Genomic DNA, 26,175 nt, shown 5'->3' with positions numbered 1-26,175 from the left:
CCATGTCAACACTGGGCCTGTTTCCGTGGCAGTGCCGGGTGTCCCAGGTACTACCGGAACCCCCTTCCCTATTCGAGGATTTCGGGCTGGCTCAGACGCAATGCCTCCCGGTCCAGGCGGGTCTGCATCGTGCGGAGGGTGGTGTCGTTGATGGTGCCTTCGTCGCGCAGCCGGATCATCACGTCCCGCTTGCGTTCGAGAACTGCCAGGCGAAGGGTCGTGTACTCCACGTCTCGGGCGGCGGCGACCTGGTCGTCGGGCTGACCCGAGCCCTCGATGACGTCGAGGTGCTCCGTGTATTCGCCCAGGATGCGGTCACGAACGAGGTCGGTGACGTGAAGGCGGGCGGCGAGCTCGGGGATGTCGCGGGCGGCCTCTGCGGTGGCGGTGCGTTGGGCGGTGGCGAGCTCGTCGTCGAGGGAGCTATCGGGCGCGAACCCTGCCCACCGGACGACGGGGGGCAGCAAGACACCTTGGACGACGAGGGTGAGGATGACCACACCGGTGGCGACGAAGATGATCTCCGCCCGCCCGGACAGGGTCGCTGGGACGGCCAGCGCCACCGCGAGGGAGATCGCGCCGCGAAACCCGGCGATCGCCGAGACGACGCGGGCGCGGTGCGACATGCGGCGGGTTCGTTGCGATGGGCGCCGGTCAAGCAGCCGGATGAGCGAGACGGTGATCATCTGGAACACGAACCGGATCACGACGATCGCTATCCATGCCAGAACGGTCAGAGCGAGGAGTGTGGGGATCTCCGGGGTGGGAACTGCGCGAACAGCGGATTGTGCTTCGATGCCGATCAGTACGAACAGTGCCCCGTTGAGGATGCTGGTGCTCAGTGACCAGAACGCGAAAGTCTGTTGCCGGGATTGTGGTGTGCTGGCGCGTGGTCCGGTCTGGCTGAGCATGAGTCCGGCGATGACGACGGCGATCACCCCGGACGCGTGGATGAGTTCAGCGGCGAGGAACGCGACGAACGGGATCACGACAAGTGCGGTGTTGTTCACGACCGGGTCTGTCAGTCGTCGCAGCAGCAGGGTGCCCAGCCATCCGGTGAGCAGACCCATCGCGCCGCCGCCGAGGTAGGCGAGGGCGACCAGCCCGGTGATCTGCCACCCGGTGTAGGCGAGGTGGCTGACCGCGGCCCCTACCGCGATCGAATATACGACCAGGGCGGTGCCGTCGTTGATGAGGCTTTCCGCGCGGAGGATCGTCATGTTTCGGTGTGGGAGGGCCCGCGCCATCGCACCGACCGCGGTCGCGTCGGTGGGTGCGAGGGCGGCGCCGAGGATCAGTGCGGCGCTCCACCCCAACCCGAGGGCGACACCGATCCCGGCGACCCCGAAGGCGCTGGCGACGACGAGCAGGGTGGAGAGGATGAGGATGCCGCGCAGGTCGCGGCGAATCTCCCGCAGGGAGGTGGTGAGCGATTCCCAGAACAGCAGCGCGGGAAGGAACAGCACCAGGACCGCCTCAGGAGGCAGATGGATCTCGCGGACCACCGGCACGAACCCGGCCAGCAGGCCCACCGCGAGCTGCAGCAACGGGGCGGGCACCCTGACCCGCGGACCCAGCCAGGACCCGAGCAGCACCAGGACACCGACGAGAACGATGATCTCCAGCGGGTTCATCCGTCCGCTCCTTTCCGGAGGCGTCGGAGCCCGGTCGCGGGGGAACGACCGGGCTCCGATAGCAACAGTGCGCCTACGGGGTGACCATCACCTTGAGGGCTGTACGGTCATCCATCGCCTGGTAGCCTGCCGGCACCTCGGCGAGAGAGATCGTGCGATCGAACACCCGTCCCGGGTTGATCTGACCGGACAGCACCTGCGGGATCGCCGCTTCGATGTATGCGCGGACGGGGGCCGGGCCACCCGCCAGGCGGGCGTTCTTCCCGAACAGCGAACCGAACCCGACCGGGGCGTCCTCGTACTGCGGGACGCCCACGCGGGAGATGATCCCGCCGGGACGGACGATCCCGTACGCCTGCTCGTACGCAGGCATGTGCCCCACGGCTTCGAGCACGATGTGCGAACCCTCACCGCCGGTGAGATCCATGACCTTCGCGATACCGTCATTGCCGCGTTCGGCAACGACGTCGGTCGCGCCGAACTCCACACCCAGGTCGGTGCGGGCGGTATGGCGGCCCATCAGGATGATCCGCTCCGCGCCGAGCTGGTTCGCGGCGAGCACGGCGGACAGACCGACCGCGCCGTCACCGATCACCGTGACGGTCTTGCCGGGCTGCACCTGCCCCATGTGGGCGGCGTGATACCCGGTCAGGTACACGTCCGACAGGGTCAGCAGCGACGCGAGCATCCCGTCATCGGCCGTGGCCGGGTTCAGGTCGGGAACCTTCACGAGGCTGCCGTCAGCGAGCGGGATCCGGGCAAGATCCGCCTGCAGCCCACCGGTCTCGGCAGAGCCGTACCAGCCACCATGAATGCAGGAGGTCTGGAACCCTTCTCGGCAGAACACGCAGGTGTTGTCCTGGAACGCGAACGGCGCGATGACAAAATCGCCGGCCCTGACCGTGGTCACGTCGGCGCCGACCTCTTCGACGACGGCGATCAGCTCGTGGCCCATCGGGCTGCCCTCGCTGGACGCATCCATCGAGTGGTACGGGTGCAGGTCGGAACCGCAGATGCAGGACCGCACGGTGCGGACGATCGCGTCGGTCGGGTTCTTGATGGTCGGATCGGACACGGTCTCGACGCGCACGTCGCCGGCGCCGTACATGAAAGTCGCAAGCATGCGAAACACTCCTCAGTGGTCGGAATGCTTCAAGACAACCGCGTCCCTCTCGCGCGCGGGAGTGACCGCTGTCACCGGTACTGACAGACCCTCCCGCACCCCGCGGCCGGCGCGTACCGTCGAGCACATGGATCACCGAGGCGAAGTGCGCGAATTCCTCTCCACGCGCAGAGACCGCATCGCCCCCGACCAGGCAGGACTTCCCGCATACGGCGGGAACCGGCGTGTCCCCGGGCTGCGCCGTGAAGAGGTCGCTCTCCTCTCCGGAGTCAGCGTCGACTACTACACCCGCCTCGAACGCGGCGACCTCTCCGGAGCGTCCGACAGCGTCCTGGACTCCCTCGCCCGTGCCCTGCAGCTCGACGACGCCGAAACAGCACACCTGTTCGACCTCGCTCACACCGCCAACGCCTCACCATCCGCCAGGAAACCACGCAAGCGCGCTGACGGTCTCCGCCCCAGCATCCTGCGGCTCCTGGACGCGATCACCGACGCCCCCGCGATGATCCGCAACAACTACTTCGACTACGTCGCCGCCAACCAGCTCGGTCGCGCCCTGTACTCGCCCGTCTTCGCCGAACCCGCGCCGAACAGTGCTCGCTTCGCGTTCCTCAACCCGGTCGCGCCAGACTTCTACGTCGACTGGGACAAGAACACCCAAGAGCTCGTCGCCACCATGCGCGGCGAAGCCGGGCGTAACCCCTACGACAAGCGCCTCACCGACCTCGTCGGCGAACTGTCCACGCGATCAGAGCGATTCCGCACCCTCTGGGCAGCGCACAACGTCCGCTACCACCGCAGCGGCGTGAAACGCCTCCGGCATCCTGTCGTAGGCGACCTCGAGCTCACATACGAAGCCTTCGAATTGCCCGCCGACCCTGGGCTGACGATGTCCACCTACACCGCCGAACCCGGCTCCGCGTCCGCCGACGCGCTGCGGGTTCTGGCCAGCTGGGCCGCGACAAAAGTCCCGCCCGCGCCGACACCGCAGGCACACATCGACGTTGGAGCCGGGAGAACCGAATGATCATCGAAACAACTGCTGCGACCGCGAAGAATCCGCCTGAGCAGTTCGCCGGCGACGTGTGGGTCGACGTGATCGCCGCACCACACCAACCCGACCAGCGAATGACCGTCGCCACGGTGCGTTTCGCGCCGGGGGCCCGCACAGCCTGGCACTCCCACGCCCGCGGCCAGTACCTCCGCGTCACGCAGGGCATCGCCCGATTCGGACACCGCGACGGCACCGTCATCGAAGTCCACCCCGGCCAGACTCTCTACACGCCCCCGGGTGAAGACCACTGGCACGCCGCCGCACCGGGCTGCTTCATGGAACACATCGCCATGCTCGAAGCCGGCGACGACCCCGCTACCACCACGACCTGGAAAGAACACATCACCGACGACGACTACGCCGGAACGACTGTCGACCAACGTGAGGAAGGCCGTTGAGCGCGTGGACGTCGGAGGAACTCCGGGAACTGGATCGTGCCGGTGAGGTCCGTGTCGCAGGACGACGTGCAGACGGCACGTCACGCACACTCGTCATCGTCTGGCACGTCGTCGTCGACGGGAACCTCTACCTACGATCCGTCAAAGGACCCGAAGGCCACTGGTACAAATGCGTCGCACGCTACTTCGAGGGATTCCTCGCCTGGGGCGGCCAGACCCGACCGGTCACCTACACGCTCGACCCCACGCACGATTCCGCGATCGACGCCGCCTACACGGCAAAGTACGGCAACGGGTCCGCCACCCGCGCCATAACGAACTCGCTCTCGAAACAGACCACGCTGCGAGTCGACCCAAGCTGATCACACCGACCCGCCACTAGCGCGCCACGTAGTTCGTGGTGGCTTCTACTCGACGGGCGTCGGCAGCCCCCTGCCTGTCAGCCGGAAATGTCAAAAGGGACATCTCGGGACAAGTTCACTGGGAATAGGACATCTTCAGCCGGAATTCACAACAACTACCCGAAGTCGCCCGGCGCCATATCGGCGAATCGCGAGAAGTGACCCTGGAACGCGATCTCGAGCGTCGCGGTGGGGCCGTTGCGGTGCTTGGCGACGATCAGGTCGGCCTCGCCGGGGCGCACGTCGCGGTCGTAGACGGAGTCGCGGTGAAGCAGCACGACCATGTCGGCATCCTGCTCGATCGAGCCCGACTCGCGCAGGTCGCTGACCTGGGGGCGCTTGTCGGTGCGCTGCTCGGCGCCACGGTTGAGCTGCGAGAGCGCGATGACCGGAACCTGCAGCTCTTTCGCGAGCAGCTTGAGCGCACGCGAGAACTCGCTGACCTCCTGCTGACGCGACTCGACCTTCTTGCCGCTCGTCATGAGCTGCAGGTAGTCGATGATCACCATCTTGAGACCGACGCGCTGCTTGAGGCGCCGGCACTTCGCGCGGATCTCGACGAGCGTCATGTTGGGGCTGTCGTCGATGTACAGAGGCGCGTCGTTGATGCGACCGCGCGTCGAGGCGATCGTCGTCCAGTCGCGCGAATCGAGTGTGCCCTTGCGCATGTTCTGCAGCGGCACCGAGCCCTCGGCGCTCATGAGGCGCATCGCGATCTCGCTGCGCCCCATCTCGAGCGAGAAGAAGATCGTGGGCATGTTGTGCTTGATGGCCGCCGCACGGGCGAAGTCGAGCGCGAGCGTCGACTTGCCCATCGCGGGACGCGCGGCGATGACGATCATCTGACCGCCGTGCAGGCCGTTGGTGAGCTCGTCGAACTGGGCGAAGCCGGTGGGGATGCCGGTCATCGACCCGTCGCGACCACGGGCGGCCTCGATCTCGTCGACCGCGGCATCGACGGCGATCGTCAGCGGCACGTAGTCTTCGGCGGCATCGGCGCCGGTGACCCCGTAGATCTCGGCCTGCGCGTTGTTGACCAGGTCGACCGCGTCACCCTCGCCCTTGTAGCCCATCTGCACGATGCGCGTGCCGGCCTCGACGAGCCGGCGCAGCAGCGCGCGCTCCTGCACGATCGACGCGTAGTAGCCGGCGTTCGCAGCCGTCGGCACGATCGAGGTGAGCGAGTGCAGGTAATCTGCGCCGCCGGCGCGCTGCAGCTCGCCCGTCTTGATCAGCTCGTCGGTGACCGCGACGACGTCGGTCGGCTCGCCGTGCGAGTAGAGGGTGAGGATCGCCTCGAAGATCAGCTCGTGCTTCGGCACATAGAAGTCGGCGCCGCGCAGCGACTCGATGACGTCGGCGACAGCATCCTTCGACAGGAGCATTCCACCGAGCGCGCTCTGCTCGGCGAGGATGTCGTGCGGAGGGGTGCGCTCATGGTCTCGGGATGCCCCACCGAGACGGTCTTCGGAGATGTCGGCAATCGACATGGATGCGGATTCTCCCTCGGGTACGCGCGCCCGTAACCGGGCCGAACACAACGGTATGGAGGGCCTCGGACACCCGCAACAGCGCCTGTGGATAACTCTGTGGAGAGTGTGCGTAAAACGCCGGACGTCCTGTGAACAACCGCTGTGGACAACTCGGCCAGTTTCCCCCATACCCGCTTTGGAAAAGCCGTTTGATCTCGCGTTTACTGTTCCACAGCCTGTGGATGACATGCGGGTTGAAGCAGCGGTTGAAGGTTTGCCCCCACAGGGCGACCTGTGCACAAGTACCGGGGTTAAGCAACTCCACCCGCGCCCGCGCGCGTCGCGCGAGGCATCCGGGGTGAGCGCGCGGAAATTCCGGCGGGGCCTCTGGACAATCTTCGCGCCGGGGGAGTAGGTTCGGTGCTCCAGGCACCCGCAAGCGCGATCCGTTCGGACCGTGTGACGTTATTCGTTGTGGGAGGTGAACGTGAAGATCGCAGCCTTGCCGGCCGTGCCTCGCTGGTCGCGACTAGCCCTTGCCGGGGTCGGAGTCACGTTCGCCTGGGTCGCACTCAGCCTCGTGCTGGGCCTCGGCTCCACGCAGGCCCACGCCGACGAAGACGACCGCACGGGCTTGCTGGGTGCTGTCACCTCGGTGGTCGACAAGACCGCCGCCGCCGTCACCGACACAGTGGCCGAGACCACCTCGGCCGTGTCGAAGACCGCCGCGAAGACTGTCGACGCCGTGGTCTCGGTCGCACCGAAGCCCGTTCAGAAGCCCGTTCGCGAGGTGGTCGCAGCCGCCGGTTCGGTCGTCGACGCGGTCGTCGAGCCGGTATCGGATGCCGCGTCGAGCGGCATCGTCTCGAACGTCGTGGCCCCCGTGGTGACCGTCGTCGAGCCGGTCGTGGAGGTCGTCGAGCAGGTTCCCGTCGTGGGCGGCGTCGTCGCCGAACTCGGCGTCACCGAGGCCGTCACCGATCTGGGAGAGACCGTCGACGACACCGTCGTGGGCGTGGTCGACGTCGTCGCCGACACCGGTGCCACCGTCACGGCTCCCTCCGCACCGGCCGACGGTTCCCCGGGCGTCGTGCTGCCCGAGGTCACGCTCCCCGGTGACGGCGCCACCGACGGTCTCGCACCGAGCGTCACGACACCCTCCGCCCCGACCGCAGCCGACACCGCTCGCACCGAGGCGCCGACGGCACCCGCCGCTCTCGGCGATGTTCCCCTCTCCGCCGGCCCGGCGACGACGTGGGCGAGCGTCGACAGCCTCGCCACCGCGTTCCGCGCTGCCGGCGACTTCGTCGATGTCGCGGTCGCGGCTTCCGTCGGCCTCGCGACCTCGCTCGCGCACTCGATTCTTCCGTCGGCAGGCTCGCCGTCGGCACTCGCCATCTCAGGATCCGCCGGTGGTGCGGGTCCTGGCGTCTGGGCGCTCGCGTCCTTCGTCCTGCTCTTCGCGCACCGTGCCTGGGTGCGACGAGCCGGCCCCGAAGATGAACGCGCGCCCGCGGCGCCCGCGGCCGCCACCGACGTCTCCCCCGACTGATCGGGCTCCCGCCGCCCTCGTGGGCGGCAGAGCTCCGGCGCGCCCTCACGCGCCATCCAACGATCAGAACTAAGGGGAATCCATCATGCGCACTTTCTACAAGCGCGCCCTATTGGGCACGCTCCTCGCCGGCGGCATCACGCTGTTCGGCGCGACAATCGCGGCCAACGCGGCCGAACCACCCGTCGACGCCGACCTCCTCTCGTCGGTCGTCGCCGACGACGGGCTCGTCGACTCCCTCGTAGGAGACTCCATCGTCGACCCGCTCATCGGAGACGACGGCGCGGTGGCGCCGGTCACCGACGCGGTGGCCGACGTCGTCGATGAGGCCACCGGCACGACGGCCGGCACCGAGATCGTCGAGGCCGTCGTAGGTGACGACGGCGCGGTCGATGACGTCGTCGCCGACGGCGCCATCGTCGAAGGCGGCACGGTCGGCACACTCGCCGCCGATGTCGACGCCGTGATCGACGACGTCGCCGCCGGCGACGTGGACGCAGCGGTCGACGACCTCGCCACCACCGTCGACGACCTCGGCGCGAACGTCGGACAGACCGTGACGGATGCCGCGGCCAACACCGACGACCAGGTGGTCGACGGCCTCGTCGCCGACGCCCTCACCGACGTCGACGGCATCCTTTCGGGCGACCCTGACGCCGGGCTGGACGAGCTGGTGCAGAACGCGGGCGAGAACGTCGCCGACGCGCTCGACAGCACCGGTCTCGCCGAAGACGCCCTGGAGCAGACGCTCGAGGGCGGCCCGGCATCGACACCGGCCACTCCCGTGGACGACGCCGACGGGCTGCTCACCGGCCTCACCGAAGACGACGGTCTCATCGACGGCCTCGCCGGCGACAGCATCCTCGACCCGATCCTCGGCGACGACGGTGCGCTCGAGCCCGTGACCGACGCTGTGGGCGGCCTCGTCGACGACCTGACCGGCACGACGGCCGGCACCGGCATCGTCGACGGTCTCCTCGGTGGCGACTCTGGCATGAACGACGTGGTCGGCGACGGCATCCTCGTGGAGGGCGGACTCGTCGGCAACCTCGTCGACAACGCCGACAACACGATCGACGACCTGCTCGACGGCGACCTCGACGCCGTCGTCGACGACCTCGGCACCACGGTCGACGACCTCGGCACCGACCTCGGCACCACCGTGACGAACGCCACGGAGAACACCGCCGACCAGGTGATCGACGGCCTCGTCGGGGATGCGCTCGGGGATGCCTCGAACGTCGTCGACGAGCTCGTCACGGGCGGCGACGTCGCCGGTGCGATCTCCGACACCGTTCAGAACGTCGGCGACAACGTGGCCGATGCGGCCGACTCCACCGGGCTGGTCGACGATCTGCTCACCGACGTGCTCGGCGACACCGACCCGGCTGGCCCGGTCGATCCGACGGATCCCACGGACCCGACCGATCCGACCGACCCGACCGACCCGACCGATCCGACGGACCCGACCGACCCGACCGATCCGACCGATCCCACCGATCCGGGTGACGGCACCGACGGAACGGACGGAACCGACGGCACGGACGGCATCCCGGGCGCAGACGGCACCGACGGAACCACCGGGTCGCCCGCATTCACCGGCGCGCGCGTGATCGGACTCCCGTCCGCATCCGGCGCCACCGATCTCGCCACGACGGGAGGGACGAGCCCGTGGCTCGGCCTGCTGCTCGGCCTCGTGCTGGCAGCGGCCGGATCGGTGCTCGTGTCGCGGCGACGCTCCGCGTGACGACGCGGCGGGGGTGCACCCCACGTCCCCCCGCCGCGCACGCGTGAGCAGCGGGAGGGCCGATCCCCAGCGGTCCTCCCGCACTCCCTGCTCCGTCTCGGCGTCGTGACCCGGGAAACTGCCTGGACCGGCTGTCGCGACGCCGAGGTGGTCACCGAGTGCGCGCAGGGGGCTTCGCGCACACGACGAAAAACGGATGCCGCGGACCCGAAGGTCCGCGGCATCCGTTCGTCGCTGTGAAGCCGAGGCTTACTTGGCGGCGACCACCTGCAGGGTGATCACGGCGGTGACGTCGTCACGCAGGCGAATGGTCGCCTCGTGCTCGCCCACGGCCTTGATCGGCGCGGTGATGTGGATCTTGCGCTTGTCGAGGTCACCGAGACCCGCGGCCTTGACCGCGTCGGCGACGTCGCCCGTCTTCACCGAACCGAAGAGACGACCCTCGGCACCGGCCTTGACGGTGAGCTTGACCTTGTTCGACTCCAGGGCGTCCTTGAGGGCGACTGCCTCTTCGTGGACGTGGATCGCGCGGGCGTCACGAGCAGCACGGATCGATGCGACCTGCTTCTCGCCACCACGGGTCCACGCGACCGCGAAACCCTGGGGGATGAGGTAGTTGCGGGCGTACCCGTTCTTGACCTCGACCACGTCACCGGCGCTACCGAGCCCGGCGACCTCGTTCGTGAGAATGAGCTTTGCCATATCGGTACTCCTTAGCGGCCAGCGCCGGCGTAGGGCAGGAGAGCCATCTCGCGTGCGTTCTTGATCGCCTTGGCGATCAGACGCTGCTCCTGAACCGAGACACCGGTGATACGACGGGCGCGGATCTTTCCACGCTCCGAGATGAACTTGCGAAGAGTGGCGACGTCCTTGTAGTCGATGACGCCGACACGGATCGACTTCGCGGGAGCGGCGTTCTTAGCGCCCTTCCGCGGCTTCCGGCGATCGCCGGTTGCCTTTCCAGCCATGGTGATTCCTTACTGAGAATTGATGAGAGATCGGATGCCGCGGCATCCGGCTTCGAGATTTAGAAGGGCGTGTCGTCGCCGTAGGCGCCCGGGGCAGCCCACGCGTCGCCACCGGCGCCGCCGGCAGAACCGGGCGTCGACCACGGCTCGTCCGAGACCTGCGCCTGGGGGCGCGACTGTCCGCCGCCGCCACCGCCGCTGCTCGCGGCGCGCGTGACCTGTGCGGTCGCGTAGCGCAGCGACGGGCCGATCTCGTCGACCTCCAGCTCGATCGCGGTGCGGTTGTTGCCCTCACGGTCCTGGTAGCTGCGCTGCTTGAGTCGCCCGGTCGCGATGACGCGGGAACCCTTCGTCAGCGACCCGGCCACGTGCTCCGCGAACTCGCGCCACACCGACGCGCGGAGGAACAGCGCTTCGCCGTCCTTCCACTCGTTGGCCTGACGGTCGAACGTGCGCGGCGTCGAAGCGATGGTGAAGTTCGCGACGGGGAGGCCGTTCTGCGTGTAGCGCAGTTCGGGATCAGCCGTGAGGTTTCCCACGACGGTGATGATCGTCTCGCCGGCCATCGCGTCAGGCCTTCGCAGCCTTGGCGGTCTTGCGGGCAGCACGCTCGTCGGCACGCTGCTTCTCCGAGGCGATCATGGCGATCGCTTCCTCGGCCCGCAGCACCTTGGTGCGCATGATCTGCTCGTTGAGCTTCAGCTGACGGTCGAGCTCCTGGGTGGCCTCGGCGGTCGCGGTGAAGTTGACGACGGCGTAGATGCCCTCGTTCTTCTTCTGGATCTCGTAAGCGAGACGGCGACGGCCCCAGATGTCGACGTTCTCGATCGAGCCACCATCAGCGGTGATGACCTTCAGGAACTTGTCGAGGCTCGGGGCGACCGTGCGCTCATCGATCTCAGGGTTCAGGATGACCATGAGTTCGTACTGGTGCGAGTGCGTCACTAACCCACCTCCTTCGGACTAGAACGGCTGACGGGCATTTCCCGGCAGCAGGAGGGTGTGTTGCACGTCATCCGGCATGCGCGCGGGCGCGCTCATACGCGGACAACCCTCCAATGGTAGCGGATGCCCGGTCAGGCGCCCAATCCGCGGGGTCAGGATGCCGCGCCGCCCGGCCCACCGAGGGTCAGGAGGGGCCGAGCCCGAAGTGCACGAGCTCGTCGTCGTCGAGCATGCGCGAGCGCACGATGAACCGATTGCCGGTCGGGCCCTCCACGCTGAAGCCCGCGCCGCGGCCGGGAACGACGTCGATCGTGAGGTGGGTGTACTTCCAGTACTCGAACTGGGCCTCCGAGATGAACACCTCGACTGGGAGGTCGAGCCCGGCATCGATCGATCCGAGGTGCACGTCGCTCGGACCGGTGATGAACATGCCGACGGGGTAGCACATGGGTGCCGAGCCGTCACAGCATCCGCCCGACTGATGGAACATCAGCGGCCCGTGCTGCCGGGTGAGCTCGCGCAGCAGGCCGGCTGCGGCATCCGTCACGTCGACTCTGGTGAACTGCCGTGTCTGCGTCATCGCAGCGCTCCTTCGTGAACCGGGGGATGACCCGGGCGGAGGTTGGGGAAATCCGCCCGGGTCAGGGGATGCTGCGACGCGACCCCCCGGAGGCGTCGCAGCGTGGGGCCCTTCGACGGGCTCGATGGCCGAACAGAGCCGAGCCCGGGGACCGGCTCTTTAGAAGAAGCCCATCGCGCCTTCGGCGTACGACACGAGCAGGTTCTTCGTCTGCTGGTAGTGGTCGAGCATCTTCAGGTGGTTCTCGCGGCCGATGCCCGACTGCTTGTACCCGCCGAACGCGGCGTGCGCCGGGTACTGGTGGTACGTGTTGGTCCAGACGCGGCCGGCTTCGATGGCGCGGCCGGCGCGGTATGCCGTGTCGCCCGAGCGGCTCCAGACACCGGCGCCCAGACCGTAGAGCGTGTCGTTCGCGATGTCGATCGCACCCTGGAAGTCGTCGAACGAGGTCACCGAGACGACCGGGCCGAAGATCTCCTCCTGGAAGATGCGCATGCTGTTCTGACCCTCGAACACGGTCGGCTGCACGTAGAAGCCCTCGCTGAGGTCGCCGCCGAGGTCGACCCGCTCGCCGCCGATGAGCACCTTCGCGCCTTCCTGCTTGCCGATGTCGATGTAGCTGAGGATCTTCTCGAGCTGGTCGTTCGACGCCTGCGCGCCGATCATCGTGGCCGGGTCGAGGGGGTTGCCCTGCACGATCTTGCCGACGCGCTCGAGCCCGTCGCCCAGGAAGCTGTCGTAGATCGAGCGCTGGATGAGCGCGCGCGACGGGCAGGTGCAGACCTCGCCGCCGTTGAGGGCGAAGAACGTGAAGCCCTCGAGCGCCTTGTCGTAGTAGTCGTCCTGCGAGCGCGCCACGTCTTCGAAGAAGATGTTCGCGCTCTTGCCTCCGAGTTCGAGCGTGACCGGGATGAGGTTCTGCGACGCGTACTGCATGATCAGGCGGCCGGTCGTGGTCTCGCCCGTGAACGCGACCTTGCGGATGCGCTTGTGCTGCGCGAGCGGCGCACCGGCTTCGATGCCGAACCCGTTGACGATGTTGACGACGCCGGCGGGGAGGAGGTCGCCGATGATGTCGAAGAGGAAGAGGATGCTCGCGGGCGTCTGCTCGGCGGGCTTGAGCACGACGCAGTTGCCGGCGGCGAGGGCGGGGGCGAGCTTCCACGTGGCCATCAGGATCGGGAAGTTCCACGGGATGATCTGACCGACCACACCCAGCGGCTCGTGGAAGTGGTATGCGACGGTGTCTTCGTCGATCTGGCTGAGCGATCCCTCCTGGGCGCGCAGCACGCCGGCGAAGTAGCGGAAGTGGTCGACGACGAGCGGGATGTCGGCGGCCAGGGTCTCGCGCACCGGCTTGCCGTTGTCCCAGGTCTCGGCGACGGCGATGGCCTCGAGGTTCTGCTCGATGCGGTCGGCGATCTTGTTGAGGATCACGGCGCGCTCGGTGGGAGTGGTGCGCTTCCACGACGCGAACGCCTGCCACGCGACATCCACCGCACGGTCGATGTCTTCGACGGTGCCGCGACCGACCTCGCAGAACGGCTTGCCGTTGACCGGCGAGATGTTCTCGAAGTACTGGCCCTTGATGGGCTCGACGAACTCGCCGCCGATGTAGTGGCCGTAGCGGGCACGGTAGTCGGCGACCGATCCGCGCTGCCCGGGGGCGGCGTAGACGCTCGAGACACCTTCTTCGACGATGGTCATGGCTGGTCTCCTTCGACGCTGTCGCGACAACCGTGTCGCGCTGGGGTAGTGGGTCGAAGGTAGGCCGAGCGAGGTTGCAGAACGTTGCGATCGCCGAGCGTGCACGGCGAGATGAAACGCCGTCAGGCCTCGAGCTTCTCGATCCTCGCGACGAGGCCGGCGCGGCGCGGCGAGCGGGCGGGCAGCATCGACAGGCACAGCCGCAGCACCTCGACGTCGTCGGCGCCGGCATCGGTGTCGGCGTACGCGAGCAGCACGTCGACGGATGCCTCGGCCAGCAGCGCTTCGCGCAGCGCGGTGCGCACCGTGTCGCGGAACTCCTCGACCCCGGGCGCGACGGAGTCGGGCAGCACGTCTCCGCGATAGGCGGCGAGTGCGACGCGGTGGGCGCCCCGCCCGAGGAGCGAGAGCAGTTGGTGCGCGTCGGTGTCGAGCTGCACCCCGAGCCGGTACGGCCGCGACTGCGGAACCAGGGCGGGCGCGGTGCGCTCGAGCACCTTGCGCAGCCGCACCATCTCGGCCCGCAGGGTGACGGATGCGTCGGGCTCGCCGTACACGAGCTCGCCGAGGCGCTCCGCCGACAGCCCCTGCCGGTGCACGGCGAGCATGAGCAGCAGCTCGGCGTGGCGCGGGCCGAGCTCGGACACGGTCTCGATCCCGTCGCCGATCACCTCGAGCACGGCCTTGTTGCGGCCGAGCACCCGGAGCGTCGCGTGGGTCGCCTCGACGCGCCGCTGCGGGCGGCGCGGCAGCCCCGACGACGCGGCCTGTGCGCGTTCGCGCAGCCGCGCGACGAGCAGTTCGCCCTCGATCGCACGCGCGGTGGCGTCGACGAGCAGCTGGGCCTGCGGCGTCACGGCCTCGACGCCGCCCGTCACGTCGATCACGCCGAGCACCCGCCGGGTCTCGGGGTCGTGCACGGGCGCCGCAGTGCACGACCACGGCTGCACGAGGCGGTTGAAGTGCTCGGCGCCGTGGATCTGCACCGAGTGGTCGAGGGTGAGCGCGGTGCCCGGTGCCGAGGTGCCCACCGCGGTCTCCGACCAGTTGGTGCCCTCGATGAAGCCGACGTCACCGGTGAGCGTGCGCACGGTGCGGTCGCCCTCGACCCACAGGAGGCGCCCTGAGGCGTCGCCGACCGCGACCACCACACCTGATTCGTCGGCGCCGCCGGGCAGCAGAAGTCCGCGCACCATGTCGATCGCGACGGCGAGAGGATGCTCGCGCCGATACGCCGCCAGCGCTTCGAGGTCGAGGTCGAGCGGCGGGAGCGCGTCGGCGCCGACCAGGCTCGCGAGCGAGCGTCGCCACGAATCGCGCACCAGCGCCCGCACATCGCCGAGGCGCTCGTCGGCGGCGTTGCCGGCCAGAAGCTCGTCGTGGGCGCGTTCGATCAGCAGACGGGCGTTCTCGGGCGAGACGTCACGCCGCTGCGACCAGGACGAAGTCATGCCGGCTCCGATCGGCGTCGGTGGAGCGTGGCACCAGTGTAGGCGCGACGCGCCGTGGGGTCAGCCCCGCGATGCCCACCAGTCGCGGAGGCGCTGCTCGGCGGCATCCGGTCCGATGACACCCTCGTCGAGCCGCACGTCGAGCAGGAATCGGTACGCCTCGCCGACCTCTCGGCCGGGACCGATGCCCAGCACCTCCTGGATGCGGTTGCCGTCGAGCTCGGGGCGCATCGCGTCGAGCTGCTCCTGCTCTGCCAGCGCCTCGATGCGGCGCTCGATGTCGTCGTAGGCACCGGCCAGCCGCCGGGCCTTGCGGGCGTTGCGGGTGGTGACGTCGGCACGGGTGAGGATATGCAGGCGCTCGAGCTCGTTCTCGGCGTCGCGCACGTAGCGGCGCACCGCCGAATCGGTCCAGGCGCCCTCGGCGTAGCCGAAGAACCGCAGGTGCAGCTCGATCAGCCGCGACACCACGTTCATGGTGTCGGAGTCGAAGCGCAGCGCCGTGAGGCGCTTGCGTGCGAGCCGCGCCCCCTTGAGGTCGTGGTGGTAGAAGGTCACCCCGCCGCCGGGCTCGAGCCGGCGCGTGGCGGGCTTGCCGATGTCGTGGAGCAGCGCCGCGAGTCGCAGGGCGACGTCGGGCGCCTCGCCGGGGTGACGGCTCTGCTCGAGCTCGATCGCCTGCGAGAGCACGGTGAGCGAGTGCTCGTAGACGTCTTTGTGGTGGTGATGCTCGTCGACCTCGAGCCGCAGCGCGGGGATCTCGGGGAGGAACTCGTCCATCAGTCCGGTGTCGACGAGGATGCGGATGCCGCGCACCGGGTCGTCGGTGGCGAGCAGCTTCACCAGCTCGCCCTGCACGCGCTCGGGCGACACGATCGACAGCGTCTGGCGCAGCTCGCCCATCGCGGTGAGCGTCGCCGCATCGACCTCGAAGCCCAGCTGTGACGCGAAGCGCGCGGCGCGCAGCATCCGGAGCGGATCGTCGCCGAAGCTCACCCGCGGGTCGGCGGGGGTGCGCAGGATGCCGCGCACCAGATCTTCCACACCGCCGGTCGGGTCGACCAGCGTGCGGCTCGGCACCTTCAGCGCCATCGCGTTCACGGTGAAGTCGCGGCGCACGAGGTCGCCGTCGATCGAGTCGCCGAACTCGACGGTCGGCTTGCGCGTGACGCCGTCGTAGCTGTCGGCGCGGTAGGTCGTGATCTCGACCTGCTCGAAGCCGCCGCCGGGAAGCCGCATGCGGGCGCCGATCGTGCCGAAGGCGCGGCCGATGTCCCACTGCGCCGTCGAGATCGGCTTGACGATGCGCAGGATGTCGTCGGGGCGGGCATCCGTCGTGAAATCGAGGTCGTTCGTGGCCCGGCCGAGCAGCGCGTCGCGCACCGGACCGCCCACGATGGCCAGTTCGAACCCGGCGTCGGCGAATGCCTGCGCCAGCGTCGCGACGACGGGCGACTCCGCGAGCGCGCCGAGGCGCGCGACACCGTCGGCCATGTTGAGCATGGGTTCCAGCCTACCGAGGGCACTCACCCGGTCGTTGAGCGCTCGATCGTTGAGCGAGCGCAGCGAGACGAGACGCCCTGACCACCAGCCGCGTTTCGTCTCGTCGCTGCGCTCCTCGCTCAACGACCGTGGCCGGCGAGGCGCAGGAAGCCGGTGAACACCATCTCGCGCACCCGCGGGAGCAGGTCGGCTCGGAGCGCCGCGGCATCCACCTCGAGCAGCTGGGCGATCGCGTCGACCAGCACGCCCACGGGCAGGTCGCCGTCGCTGGCTCCCACGAGCGCGGCGAGCCCCGGATCGACCGACAGCGCCCGCCCGAACCCGCCGCCCTGACGCACCTCGATGACCGTCGGCTCCTCGGCGCCGGGCAGATGGTGACGGGCCTCGGTGACGTCGGGGGCGACGGTGAGCACGGCCGCGGCGAGTGCCTCGTCGTCGAGCAGCGCGAGAGCGTCGTGGGCCGCGAGCGCCTCGGCGAGGTGCGCGCCGAGCGGTTCGCTGCCGACGGGCTGGGGCAGCGACTCGAAACGGTCGAGGGTCGGCTCACCCGCTGCCGGGCGGCGCAGCAGGATGTACCCGAACCCCACCTCGGTGACCTCGCGGTCGACGAAGTCGTCGAGCCACGCGTCGAGCAGCCGCGCGAAGCCGGGGGTGCCGGGCAGGGTGCCGCCGTCGCGCACCCAGAGCTCCGCGTACGAGAGCGGGTCGAGCACCTCCCGCTCGACGACCCACGCGTCGAGCGGCACGGGCGACGCCGCGACCCACTCGCGCACCCGGTCGATGCCGGCGACGCCTGAACGGGTCTCCCAGTTGCCGAGCAGCTGCGCGACGCCGCCGGGCTCGAGGTGCTCGCCGACCCCGCCGATGAAGGCGGCGACGAGGTCATCGCCCACCATCCCGCCGTCGCGGTACTCGTACTCTGGCACGTCGGCCGTGCGCGGGGTGATGACGAACGGCGGGTTCGACACGATGCGCTCGAAGCGCTCTCCGGCGACCGGCGCGAACAGGCTGCCGTGACGGGTCTCGATCGCGTCGACCCCGTTGAGCCGCGCGTTCAGGCGCGTGAACGCCAGCGCGCGCTCCGAGATGTCGGTGGCGACCACGCGATCGGCCGATCGCCGCGCGCGCAGCGCCTGGATGCCGCATCCGGCGCCGATGTCGAGAGCGGATGCCGCCGGAGTCGGCAGCTGCAGCGACGCGAGCGTCAGCGAGGCACCGCCCACTCCCAGCACGTGGTCGACCGGAAGGGCGCCGCCGAGCGCGGCCTCGTCGAGGTCGCTCGCGATCCACCACCGTGCGGCGCCGGCGGCGGCATCCTCCACCGACTGCGGACGGATGAGCGCCGTCGGCACCGTCGCATCGCCGTCGCGCGTCGCGAGCCCCAGCGCGACGAGGCCGTCCGCGCCCGCCGCGGGAAGGGCGGAGTCGACGGATGCCGCGGCCTGCGGCATGCCGAGCACGAGCAGGCGCCCGAGCACCGCGAGGGGATCGCCGCGGTCACCGAGGGCGCGATCGGCCGGGCGCCGGAGGCCCCGCGCGATCGCGTCGTCGGCCGCGTCGCCCCACGCGGAGCGCAGCGCCTCGGCGGTGAAGCCGGCACGGTCGAGGTCGGCCGCGAGTGCGGCGCACAGCGCAGGGTCGTCTTGGGGGAGCACGCATCCATTCAACCTCGCCGCGCGGTGCGCCAGGGAGCACCGAGGCTCGCGCCGTAGAATCACTCCGATCGTGCGGTCAGGCATCGCACAGGAGCTTGCACCCCCTATGACCGAGATCCCCCGCGTTTCCACGCGCCGCACGGGCCCCCTGCGCGTGCTCGTCGCCGCCGCCGGCGCCCTGGCGCTGCTCGGTGCGGGTGCGGCATCCCCCGCGTTCGCCGAGGCGACTCCGACGCCGACGCCCACTCCCACCGCTGCCACCGGCGTGGTCGACTTCACCCTCGCTCCGGTCGCCGGCGGCGTGGTGGGCGCGGGCGAGGCGGTCGCCCTGTCGCTCGTCGTCGAGAACGGCACCGCGTTCACGGTGCCGTCGACGACGGCCACGGTGTCGATCGGCGGCAATCCCCTGCGCAACCGCACCGCGCTCACCGCCTGGCTCGACGGCACATCGAGCCCCTCCGTCACACCGGTAGCCGAGACGACGCTCGACGCCGTCGCCCCCGAGTCGCAGCAGACGACCGGTGTCACGATTCCCGCCGACGATCCCGTGGTCGAGCGGCTGAAGCCCGGCGTCTACCCCGTCATCGCCTCGTACGAGAGCGCCGGCGAGACGGTGTCGTCGTCGAGCGCGCTGGTCGTGCCCGACCCCACGGTCGACGATGCTCCCCTCGCTGTGATCGTGCCCATCACCGTCGCCGCCCGCACCGAGGCGCTGCTCACCGCAGACGAGCTCTCCGAGCTGACCGGCCCGGGCGGGTCGCTCACCGCCCAGCTCGACGGCGTCAGCTCGACCGACGTCATCCTCGCCGTCGATCCCGCGATCATCGCCTCGATCCGGGCCCTCGGCTCGTCGGCGCCCGCATCGGCCGTCGCCTGGCTCGAGGCCCTCGAAGCGCTGCCGAACACGCGCTTCGCGCTGCAGTACGGCGATGCGGATGTCGCGGTGCAGCTCGAAGCCGGCCTCGCGAAGCCCACCCGGCCCACCTCGTTCGAGCGGTTCCTCGACGCCGCCGACTTCGCCGTCGACGACACACCGTCCGAGCCGACGCCCACGCCGACGCCGAGCTCGACTCCCACACCGACGCCCACGCCGACCCCGACGCCGACGGCCACCGTCGATCCCGACGCGCCCGTACTGCCGACCGCCGGTGACCTCCTCGCCCTCCCCGACGCGCGCGCCGCCGTGTACTGGCCCGCGGCCGGCACTGCCACCGCCGACGTCGTCGAAACGCTGGGCTCCATCACGGTCGACGAGCAGCAGTCGCTCACCGTGCTCGCGTCGCAGTCGACCACGCAGGGCACCGACGGCGCGACGGTGACCGCCCACCGCACGGCGGGCGACGCCGATCTGCTCGTCTACGACGCGTCGATCTCGGATGCGCTGCACGCGGCCTCGCTCGAAGACACCGCAGCGCGCGGCGCGGCCCTCACCGCCGCCACCGCACACCTCGCGTTCGCGATCGCCGATGCCGACGGCGCCCCCGTCGCGGTGACGCTCGAACGCGACACCGACCGCTCGAGTGTCGGCCTGCGCTCGACCATCACCGCGGCGACGAGCCTGCCCGGCGTCGCCCCGGTGACGCTCGACGAGGTCATCGCCGCCCCCGCCGCCGCCGTCGAGGTGTCAGGCCCCGCCGAAGACGACAGCCGCGTGGCCGCGGCATCCGCTCTCTTCGACGACGAGAGCGACCTGGGTCGCTTCGCCACCGTGCTCGACACCCCTGCCCTCCTCACCGGCCCGGAGCGGCTCGAGATCCTCCAGCTCCTCGGCGTCGCCTGGATCGGCGACGAGACGTGGGGCGACACCGTGCGCGCGCACCGCGACGCGACCGCCGAGACGGTCGACTCCGTCGGCCTGCAGCCCACCCCCGCCATCGACCTGTACGGATCGAGCGCCGGCCTGCGGTTCTGGGTGCGCAACGACCTGCCCTACCCGGTCAACCTGGTGCTCTACACGACGCCCGACGATCTGCGCCTCGACGTGCAGCGCGCCACCGACGTCGTGGCCACCGCCGAGAGCAACACGCGCGTCGAGGTGCCCGTGCAGGCACGGCTCGGCAGCGGCGATGTCACGCTCGCCCTGCAGCTGCGCAGCCCCGCGAGCGTCGCGATCGGCGACCCGCTGTCGGTCGACGTCAGCGTGCGCGCCGAATGGGAGGCCGCGGGCGTGGCGCTCCTGTCGGTCGTCGTCGGCTCGCTCCTCGTGCTGGGCGTGGTGCGCACGGTGCTGCGCGCCCGGCGCCGTCGGAAGGGCGATCCGGATGCCGCGTCCGACGCATCCGCTGACAGTGCCCGCGACGCATCCGACGACGAGGTCGACCGCGCGCCTGCCGACGACACCGACGAGGTCGGCCGATGAGCGGCATCGGGCGCTCCAGCGTCATGATCGGCACCGGCACGATCGTGTCGCGCCTGACCGGATTTCTCCGAAGCGCCGTGCTCGTGACGGCGATCGGGTCGATCGGCCAGGCCAGCGACGCCTTCGGCGTCGCGAATCAGCTGCCGAACAACATCTACGCGATCGTGTCGACCGGGCTCGTCGCCGCGGTGATCGTGCCTCAGATCGTGCGCGCGAGCGCCGATCCCGACGGCGGCCAGTCGTTCATCTCGAAGCTGTTCACCCTCGGCACCGCGGCACTCGTCGCGATCACCGTCATCGCAACGGCGTGCGCCCCCTGGCTCGTCCAGCTGTACGCCCGCGACTTCACGCCCGACCAGCTCGCCCTCGCGACGGCGTTCGCCTACTGGTGTCTGCCGCAGATCGTGTTCTACGGCGTCTACGCACTCCTCGGCGAGATCCTCAACGCGCGCCGGGTGTACGGCCCGTACACGTGGGCCCCGATCGCCAACAACATCGTCTCGATCGCCGGCTTCATCGTCTTCATCGTGATGTTCGGCGGCGCTCGGGACGCGCTCGACGGCTGGACGCCGGCGATGGTCGCCGTGCTCGCCGGCACGGCCACCGCCGGGATCATCGTGCAGTGCGCGGTGCTGCTCGTCTTCTGGCGGCGCGCAGGGCTGCACCTGCGACCCGACTTCCGCTGGCGGGGCATCGGCCTGCGCCACATCGGTCGCCTTGCGGGGTGGACGTTCCTGATGGTGCTCATCGGGCAGCTCGCCGGCATCGTGCAGTCCAACGTGATGGCGGGCGCGTCGGGTTCGGGCCCCGCCAACTTCGCCTCGCAGAACGCCTGGCTGCTGTTCATGCTCCCGTACTCGATCATCGTCGTCTCGATCGGCACCCCGTACTTCACCCAGCTGAGCACGCACGCGAAGGCCGGTCGCCACGACGAGGTGCGCGCCGACGTCGTCAGCAGCATCCGCACCCTCGGCCTCTTCATCGTCGTGGCCGCGGTCGCGCTCGGCGTCGCCGCGGTGCCGGCGTCTCGCATCCTCACCAACAGCGTCGACGACGCCGTCGCCGCCTCGTGGGTGCTCCTCTGCTTCCTCGTCAGCCTCGTTCCACTCGCCGTGCTGTTCGTCATCCAGCGCACCTTCTACGCGTACGACGACACCCGCACCCCGTTCATGTTCACCCTCGTGCAGGCGAGCATCGTCGTGGCAACAGCCCTGATCGCCGGAGCGACCGTGCCGCTCGAGTTCCTCGCCGCAGGCGTGGCGCTCGGTCAGTCGTTCGCGAGCATCGTGCAGGTCGTCATCGCGACGATCCTGCTCGATCGGCGGCTGGGCGGCATCGGGGTGGCGACGTGGATGCTCGCGCTCGGGCGCTTCTTCCTCGCGTCGATCCCCGCCGGGCTCGCGGGGTGGGGCGTCTTCCTGCTGTGCGGCGGCGTGGACGGCTGGATGGTCGCCGACAAGTGGTGGGGCGCGATCGGCGCGGCTGTGATCGGCACGGTCGTCCTCGTCGTCTACGCGGGCGTGCTGCTGCTGGTCCGTGCACCGGAGATCAAGCCCGCGGTCGACATCGCGAAGCGGTTCCTGCCCGGTCGCTGACGGACGGCTGGCTCGGCGAATCCTGCGCAACCCCGCTTCGCCGACGGCAGCGGAATGCCGCCCGGTTACCATGTGTTGGAGCATCCGGAAGCTATTCGAAGGGGGCGCTCGTGCGTCAGGTCATCATCATCGGATCAGGTCCGGCGGGCTACACCGCCGCGATCTACGCGGCTCGCGCGAACCTCGAGCCGCTCGTGGTCGCGTCGTCGGTCGAGGCCGGCGGTGAGCTGATGAACACCACCGATGTCGAGAACTTCCCCGGATTCCCCGAAGGCATCCAGGGCCCCGACCTCATGACGAAGATGCAGGAGCAGGCCGAACGCTTCGGCGCCGAGGTGCTCTACGACGACGTCGTGTCGCTCGACCTCGACGGCCCGGTCAAGAAGGTCACGCTGGGTTCGGGCGCCGTGCACGAGGCCGCATCTCTGGTCTTCGCGACCGGCTCCGCACCGCGCAAGATCGGCATCGAGGGCGAGCAGCGCCTGTCGGGCCGTGGTGTGTCGTACTGCGCCACCTGCGACGGCTTCTTCTTCCGCGAGAAGGCGATCGCCGTCGTCGGCGGTGGCGACTCGGCGATGGAGGAGGCCACCTTCCTCACGAAGTTCGCATCGAAGGTCTACGTGATCCACCGCCGCGACGAGCTGCGCGCGTCGAAGATCATGCAGGACCGCGCGATGGCCAACGAGAAGATCGAGTTCGTGTGGAACGCGGCTGTCGTCGACGTGCTGGGCGAGGATGCCGTCACCGGCGTCGTGCTCGAAGACACCGTCGACGGCTCGCGCCGCGAGCTCGCGCTCGAGGGCGTGTTCGTCGCCATCGGCAACGACCCGCGTGTGCACCTGGTGCACGACAAGCTCGACCTCACCGGTGAGGGCACCGTGTGGGTCGACGGCCGCACCTCGCGCACCTCGGTGCCGGGCGTCTTCGCCGCGGGCGACGTGATCGACCCCACCTACCGCCAGGCGGTCACCGCCGCGGGCAGCGGAACCGTCGCCGCCCTCGACGTCGAGCACTACCTCGCGGCACTGGGGGAGGCCGGCGCTCCTGCCGTGGACGCCGACCAGATCGAGGGTCTTCCCGAGGCTGACGCAGCCTGACCGGATGCCGCGGCCCGCGGCATCCGGAACAATCCGTTGCCTCGTCGTGTTCGAATAGGCGACAGACTTCCGAACAAGGAGATGCAGATGACTGCGAAGGTGACGAGCTCGGCGACGTTCGAGCAGGACGTGCTGAATGCCGACGGCCCTGTGCTGGTCGACTTCTGGGCGGAGTGGTGCGGCCCGTGTCGCATGGTCGCTCCCGTTCTCGACCAGATCCAGTCGGAGCACCCCGACAAGATCACGATCGTGAAGCTCAACGTCGACGAGAACCCCGATCTCGCGATGAAGTACCAGATCACGTCGATCCCGGCGATGAAGGTCTTCAACAAGGGTCAGGTCGAGACGACGATCATCGGCGCCAAGCCGAAGTTCGCACTCGAGAAGGACCTCGCCGCCTACATCGGCTGACCCGAGAGTCACTTGCTCAGCGAGAAGAAGCGCCCCACTGCTCCAGGAAATCCTGGTCAGTGGGGCATTTCTGTGCATGCCCCGATCAGCATGTTTCCCTCATCAGGCGTCAGGATGCGTCGATGCGCACAGTCGCGTCCCACCGTCGATGCGTGTTCGAGGCACCGAGCAGCCGCCACACCGCCTTCGTGAGCGGGGGATAGTCGAGCGCGATCTGGCGGAGCACCCGATAGTTGCGCGCGGCGGACGGGCGCGACCCGCCGTCTGCCGAGATGTTCTCAGCGCGGAGCATGAAGACCACGAGCTCATCGACCGAGGGGAGGTCCTCCATGAAGTCCCACGGGTCTTCGCCGGCCCGCAGGCGTTCGGCGATCAGCACCGACAGCTCATCGGTCGCCTCGGCTCGCAGCAGCTCCAGGCTGGCTCGGCGGGGGCTCTGATCGGCTGACGTCACCATTCCAGGGTACGTTGCCCCGGCGACGTTCGGCGAAGTCGGGCGCGGTTCGACGAAGAACGCGCTCAGAGAGCGCCGTACTCGGTTTCGCCGATCTCCGCCAGGATGCGGTTCAGATCCTGGATGCTCGCGAAATCTATGCTGACCTGGCCTTTCTTGGCAGTCAGGCTGATGCGCACACGGGTGTTGAGGCGGTCTCCGAGGCGGCCGGCGACTTCGTCGAGGTGAGCCCGACGAGCGCCCGCCTGCGGCTTGGTCGCGCGCGTGCGCGACGCATCCGAGTCCTTCGCGATCGCCTCGGCGGCGCGCACCGAGAGGTCTTCGTTCACGATCTTGTCGGCGAGCTTCTGCATCGCCACGGCGTCGTCGAGCGAGAGGATCGCGCGCGCGTGCCCGGCGGAGAGCACACCGGCGGCGACCCGCTGCTGCACGGGGACCGGGAGCTTCAGCAGGCGGATCGTGTTGCTGATCTGCGGGCGGGAGCGGCCGATGCGCGACGCGAGCTCTTCCTGGGTGATGCCGAAGTCGTCGAGCAGCTGCTCGTACGCCGAAGCCTCTTCGAGGGGATTGAGCTGCGAGCGGTGCAGGTTCTCGAGAAGAGCGTCGCGGAGGAGGTGCTCATCCGACGTGTCGCGAACGACAGCGGGGATCGAGGTGAGGCCGGCCTCGCGTGCGGCGCGCGTGCGGCGCTCGCCCATGATCAGCTCGAACGTGCCGTCGCCCTGGGCGCGCACGACGACCGGCTGCAGAACGCCGAACTCGCGGACGCTGTGCACCAGCTCGGCGAGGTCTTCGGGGTCGAAGTGCGTGCGCGGCTGGCGTGGGTTCGGAACGATCGAGTGCGGGTCGATGTGGGCGAGCCGGGCGCCGGGAACGGCGATCAGGTCGGCTTCGCTCTCGTCGACCACCGCCACGGGCTTGGGGAAGAAGACGTCAGCGGGACGCTCTTCCACTGCGTCGCTCACCGGGATGAGTGCCCCGATTCCGCGTCCCAGTCCTGTGCGCTTCGCCGCCATCAGGCGCCTCCTTCTTCGCCCGACGCGGTGTCGCGCCGGATCATCTCCACTGCCGCCTCGCGATACGCGATCGCACCGGCCGACTGCCCATCGTAGGCGATCACCGTCTGCCCGAAGCTCGGCGCCTCCGACACCCGCACCGAGCGGGGGATGACCGTCTCGAGAACCTCACGCGCGAAGTGCTCGCGCACCTCTTCCGCCACCTGCTGCGCGAGGCGCGTGCGGGCGTCGTACATCGTGAGCAGGATCGTCGAGAGGTGGAGCGCCGGGTTCAGGTGCTTCTGGATCATGCGCACCGTGCCGAGCAGCTGGCTGAGACCCTCGAGCGCGTAGTACTCGCACTGGATGGGGATGAGCAGCTCGTGGGCGGCGGTGAACGCATTGATGGTGAGCAGACCGAGCGACGGGGGGCAGTCGATGAGCACGAAGTCGAGGCGCTCGTCGAGGTTGGCCAGGTAGTCGTCGAGTGCGGTCTTGAGACGGTGCTCGCGGGCGACCTGCGAGACCAGTTCGATCTCGGCGCCGGCGAGGTGGATGGTGCTCGGAGCGCACAGCAGGTTCGGCGACTCGGGGCTCACCTGAACGATGTCGGCGAGGGGGAACTCGTCGATGAGCACGTCGTACACGCTCGGGATGTCGGCGGTGTGCGGAACTCCGAGGGCCGTCGATGCGTTGCCCTGCGGATCGAGATCGATCACCAGCACGCGGGCGCCGACCGATGCGAGCGCCGCAGCGATGTTCACGGTGGTCGTCGTCTTGCCGACGCCACCCTTCTGATTCGACACCGTCAAGACGCGGGTGCGACCTGAGAGGCTCACATCGGTTGTCTCGAGGGCCCGGCGGCGAGCCGACAGATCGGCAAGTTCACGCGCGAGGGGTGTGTCGTCGAACGAGAAAGCGGAGTTCACTTCCGTCTCGCCGGCTTGTTCCACGTGAAACACACTCCCTTTCACGAGCGGACGGACAACGCTCCCCACTCTATCCCGCCGGGCCGACAGAACCGCTTTCGCACAGCGTTTTGGCACTGTCGGCGGCGGATACTGGCTCGATGTT

24 protein-coding genes are annotated in these 26,175 nt (G+C 69.3%); 9 read left to right on the top strand and 15 right to left on the bottom strand.

Annotated elements, in window-relative coordinates:
- Positions 1-68 precede the first annotated feature (68 nt).
- Both JOD63_RS14840 and JOD63_RS14835 read right to left on the bottom strand, forming a co-directional pair.
- Positions 69-1,634 (bottom strand): Na+/H+ antiporter, encoded by a 1,566-nt coding sequence (locus tag JOD63_RS14840; protein WP_045276583.1) that lies wholly within the window; start codon positions 1,632-1,634, stop codon positions 69-71.
- A gap of 73 nt (positions 1,635-1,707) precedes the next feature.
- Complete coding sequence (locus JOD63_RS14835) at positions 1,708-2,757, bottom strand: zinc-binding dehydrogenase (RefSeq protein WP_211088132.1); 1,050 nt, start codon at positions 2,755-2,757, stop codon at positions 1,708-1,710.
- 127 nt (positions 2,758-2,884) lie between these two features.
- Between JOD63_RS14835 and JOD63_RS14830 the strand changes: the two genes are divergently transcribed.
- From JOD63_RS14830 to JOD63_RS14820, 3 genes are read left to right on the top strand one after another with little or no spacing between them, the layout of a single operon-like run.
- Entirely contained in the window at positions 2,885-3,784 is a 900-nt protein-coding gene (locus JOD63_RS14830; RefSeq protein ID WP_045276585.1) for a helix-turn-helix transcriptional regulator, read from the top strand.
- Complete coding sequence (locus tag JOD63_RS14825) at positions 3,781-4,209, top strand: (R)-mandelonitrile lyase (protein ID WP_045276586.1); 429 nt, start codon at positions 3,781-3,783, stop codon at positions 4,207-4,209. Before JOD63_RS14830 ends, JOD63_RS14825 begins: the two co-directional genes overlap by 4 nt.
- A complete protein-coding gene (locus JOD63_RS14820; RefSeq protein WP_045276587.1) occupies positions 4,206-4,571 on the top strand; it encodes a DUF2255 family protein in 366 nt (121 codons plus the stop codon). The genes JOD63_RS14825 and JOD63_RS14820 overlap by 4 nt, the downstream gene beginning before the upstream one ends.
- A gap of 155 nt (positions 4,572-4,726) precedes the next feature.
- Here the strand turns inward: JOD63_RS14820 and dnaB are convergent, their stop codons facing one another.
- The gene (gene dnaB, locus JOD63_RS14815; RefSeq protein WP_045276588.1) at positions 4,727-6,100 is read right to left on the bottom strand and encodes a replicative DNA helicase; all 1,374 of its coding nucleotides are present in this window, start codon (positions 6,098-6,100) and stop codon (positions 4,727-4,729) included.
- A 469-nt stretch (positions 6,101-6,569) separates the two neighbouring features.
- On the opposite strand from dnaB, the gene JOD63_RS14810 reads away from it, so the two are divergent.
- Together JOD63_RS14810 and JOD63_RS14805 are read left to right on the top strand one after the other, a co-directional pair.
- Complete coding sequence (locus JOD63_RS14810) at positions 6,570-7,634, top strand: hypothetical protein (protein WP_245618032.1); 1,065 nt, start codon at positions 6,570-6,572, stop codon at positions 7,632-7,634.
- 85 nt (positions 7,635-7,719) lie between these two features.
- On the top strand, positions 7,720-9,381 hold the full coding sequence (locus JOD63_RS14805; protein ID WP_157004036.1) for an LPXTG cell wall anchor domain-containing protein: 1,662 nt from the start codon (positions 7,720-7,722) through the stop codon (positions 9,379-9,381).
- Positions 9,382-9,630: 249 nt separating this feature from the next.
- Here the strand turns inward: JOD63_RS14805 and rplI are convergent, their stop codons facing one another.
- The 9 genes from rplI to JOD63_RS14760 form a co-directional block, all read right to left on the bottom strand.
- Complete coding sequence (rplI, locus tag JOD63_RS14800; RefSeq protein WP_045276590.1) at positions 9,631-10,083, bottom strand: 50S ribosomal protein L9; 453 nt, start codon at positions 10,081-10,083, stop codon at positions 9,631-9,633.
- 11 nt (positions 10,084-10,094) lie between these two features.
- Positions 10,095-10,349, bottom strand: coding sequence for a 30S ribosomal protein S18 (rpsR, locus tag JOD63_RS14795; protein WP_045276591.1), 255 nt, complete (start codon positions 10,347-10,349; stop codon positions 10,095-10,097).
- Positions 10,350-10,408: 59 nt separating this feature from the next.
- Entirely contained in the window at positions 10,409-10,915 is a 507-nt protein-coding gene (locus JOD63_RS14790) for a single-stranded DNA-binding protein (protein ID WP_045276592.1), read from the bottom strand.
- A 4-nt stretch (positions 10,916-10,919) separates the two neighbouring features.
- Positions 10,920-11,267 carry a 30S ribosomal protein S6 gene (rpsF, locus tag JOD63_RS14785; RefSeq protein ID WP_045276741.1) on the bottom strand — a complete coding sequence of 116 codons (348 nt, stop codon included), beginning with the start codon at positions 11,265-11,267 and terminating at the stop codon, positions 10,920-10,922.
- Between the two features lie 211 nt (positions 11,268-11,478).
- Complete coding sequence (locus tag JOD63_RS14780; protein WP_045276593.1) at positions 11,479-11,874, bottom strand: DUF779 domain-containing protein; 396 nt, start codon at positions 11,872-11,874, stop codon at positions 11,479-11,481.
- Between the two features lie 159 nt (positions 11,875-12,033).
- Positions 12,034-13,581 (bottom strand): acetaldehyde dehydrogenase ExaC, encoded by a 1,548-nt coding sequence (exaC, locus tag JOD63_RS14775; protein WP_045276594.1) that lies wholly within the window; start codon positions 13,579-13,581, stop codon positions 12,034-12,036.
- Positions 13,582-13,703: 122 nt separating this feature from the next.
- Complete coding sequence (locus tag JOD63_RS14770; RefSeq protein WP_045276595.1) at positions 13,704-15,032, bottom strand: GAF domain-containing protein; 1,329 nt, start codon at positions 15,030-15,032, stop codon at positions 13,704-13,706.
- A gap of 60 nt (positions 15,033-15,092) precedes the next feature.
- Positions 15,093-16,535 carry a CCA tRNA nucleotidyltransferase gene (locus JOD63_RS14765; RefSeq protein WP_045276596.1) on the bottom strand — a complete coding sequence of 481 codons (1,443 nt, stop codon included), beginning with the start codon at positions 16,533-16,535 and terminating at the stop codon, positions 15,093-15,095.
- 119 nt (positions 16,536-16,654) lie between these two features.
- Positions 16,655-18,190, bottom strand: a complete 1,536-nt coding sequence (locus JOD63_RS14760) for a DUF7059 domain-containing protein (RefSeq protein WP_045276597.1) — start codon at positions 18,188-18,190, stop codon at positions 16,655-16,657.
- A 106-nt stretch (positions 18,191-18,296) separates the two neighbouring features.
- On the opposite strand from JOD63_RS14760, the gene JOD63_RS14755 reads away from it, so the two are divergent.
- From JOD63_RS14755 to trxA, 4 genes are all read left to right on the top strand, one after another.
- Complete coding sequence (locus JOD63_RS14755; protein ID WP_045276598.1) at positions 18,297-20,549, top strand: DUF6049 family protein; 2,253 nt, start codon at positions 18,297-18,299, stop codon at positions 20,547-20,549.
- Complete coding sequence (gene murJ, locus JOD63_RS14750; RefSeq protein ID WP_045276599.1) at positions 20,546-22,144, top strand: murein biosynthesis integral membrane protein MurJ; 1,599 nt, start codon at positions 20,546-20,548, stop codon at positions 22,142-22,144. The genes JOD63_RS14755 and murJ overlap by 4 nt, the downstream gene beginning before the upstream one ends.
- A gap of 110 nt (positions 22,145-22,254) precedes the next feature.
- A complete protein-coding gene (gene trxB, locus JOD63_RS14745) occupies positions 22,255-23,241 on the top strand; it encodes a thioredoxin-disulfide reductase (RefSeq protein WP_045276600.1) in 987 nt (328 codons plus the stop codon).
- Between the two features lie 87 nt (positions 23,242-23,328).
- On the top strand, positions 23,329-23,652 hold the full coding sequence (trxA, locus tag JOD63_RS14740; protein WP_045276601.1) for a thioredoxin: 324 nt from the start codon (positions 23,329-23,331) through the stop codon (positions 23,650-23,652).
- Positions 23,653-23,761: 109 nt separating this feature from the next.
- Here the strand turns inward: trxA and JOD63_RS14735 are convergent, their stop codons facing one another.
- From JOD63_RS14735 to JOD63_RS14725, 3 genes are all read right to left on the bottom strand, one after another.
- Positions 23,762-24,106, bottom strand: a complete 345-nt coding sequence (locus JOD63_RS14735) for a tryptophan synthase subunit alpha (protein WP_407665027.1) — start codon at positions 24,104-24,106, stop codon at positions 23,762-23,764.
- 65 nt (positions 24,107-24,171) lie between these two features.
- Positions 24,172-25,122 carry a ParB/RepB/Spo0J family partition protein gene (locus JOD63_RS14730; RefSeq protein ID WP_045276603.1) on the bottom strand — a complete coding sequence of 317 codons (951 nt, stop codon included), beginning with the start codon at positions 25,120-25,122 and terminating at the stop codon, positions 24,172-24,174.
- Positions 25,122-26,063 carry a ParA family protein gene (locus JOD63_RS14725; protein WP_084613658.1) on the bottom strand — a complete coding sequence of 314 codons (942 nt, stop codon included), beginning with the start codon at positions 26,061-26,063 and terminating at the stop codon, positions 25,122-25,124. Before JOD63_RS14725 ends, JOD63_RS14730 begins: the two co-directional genes overlap by 1 nt.
- Positions 26,064-26,175 lie beyond the last annotated feature (112 nt).

It is taken from the genome of Microbacterium terrae, assembly GCF_017831975.1.
Classification (GTDB): domain Bacteria; phylum Actinomycetota; class Actinomycetes; order Actinomycetales; family Microbacteriaceae; genus Microbacterium; species Microbacterium terrae.
This window is presented reverse-complemented; position numbering and strand designations above follow the sequence as displayed.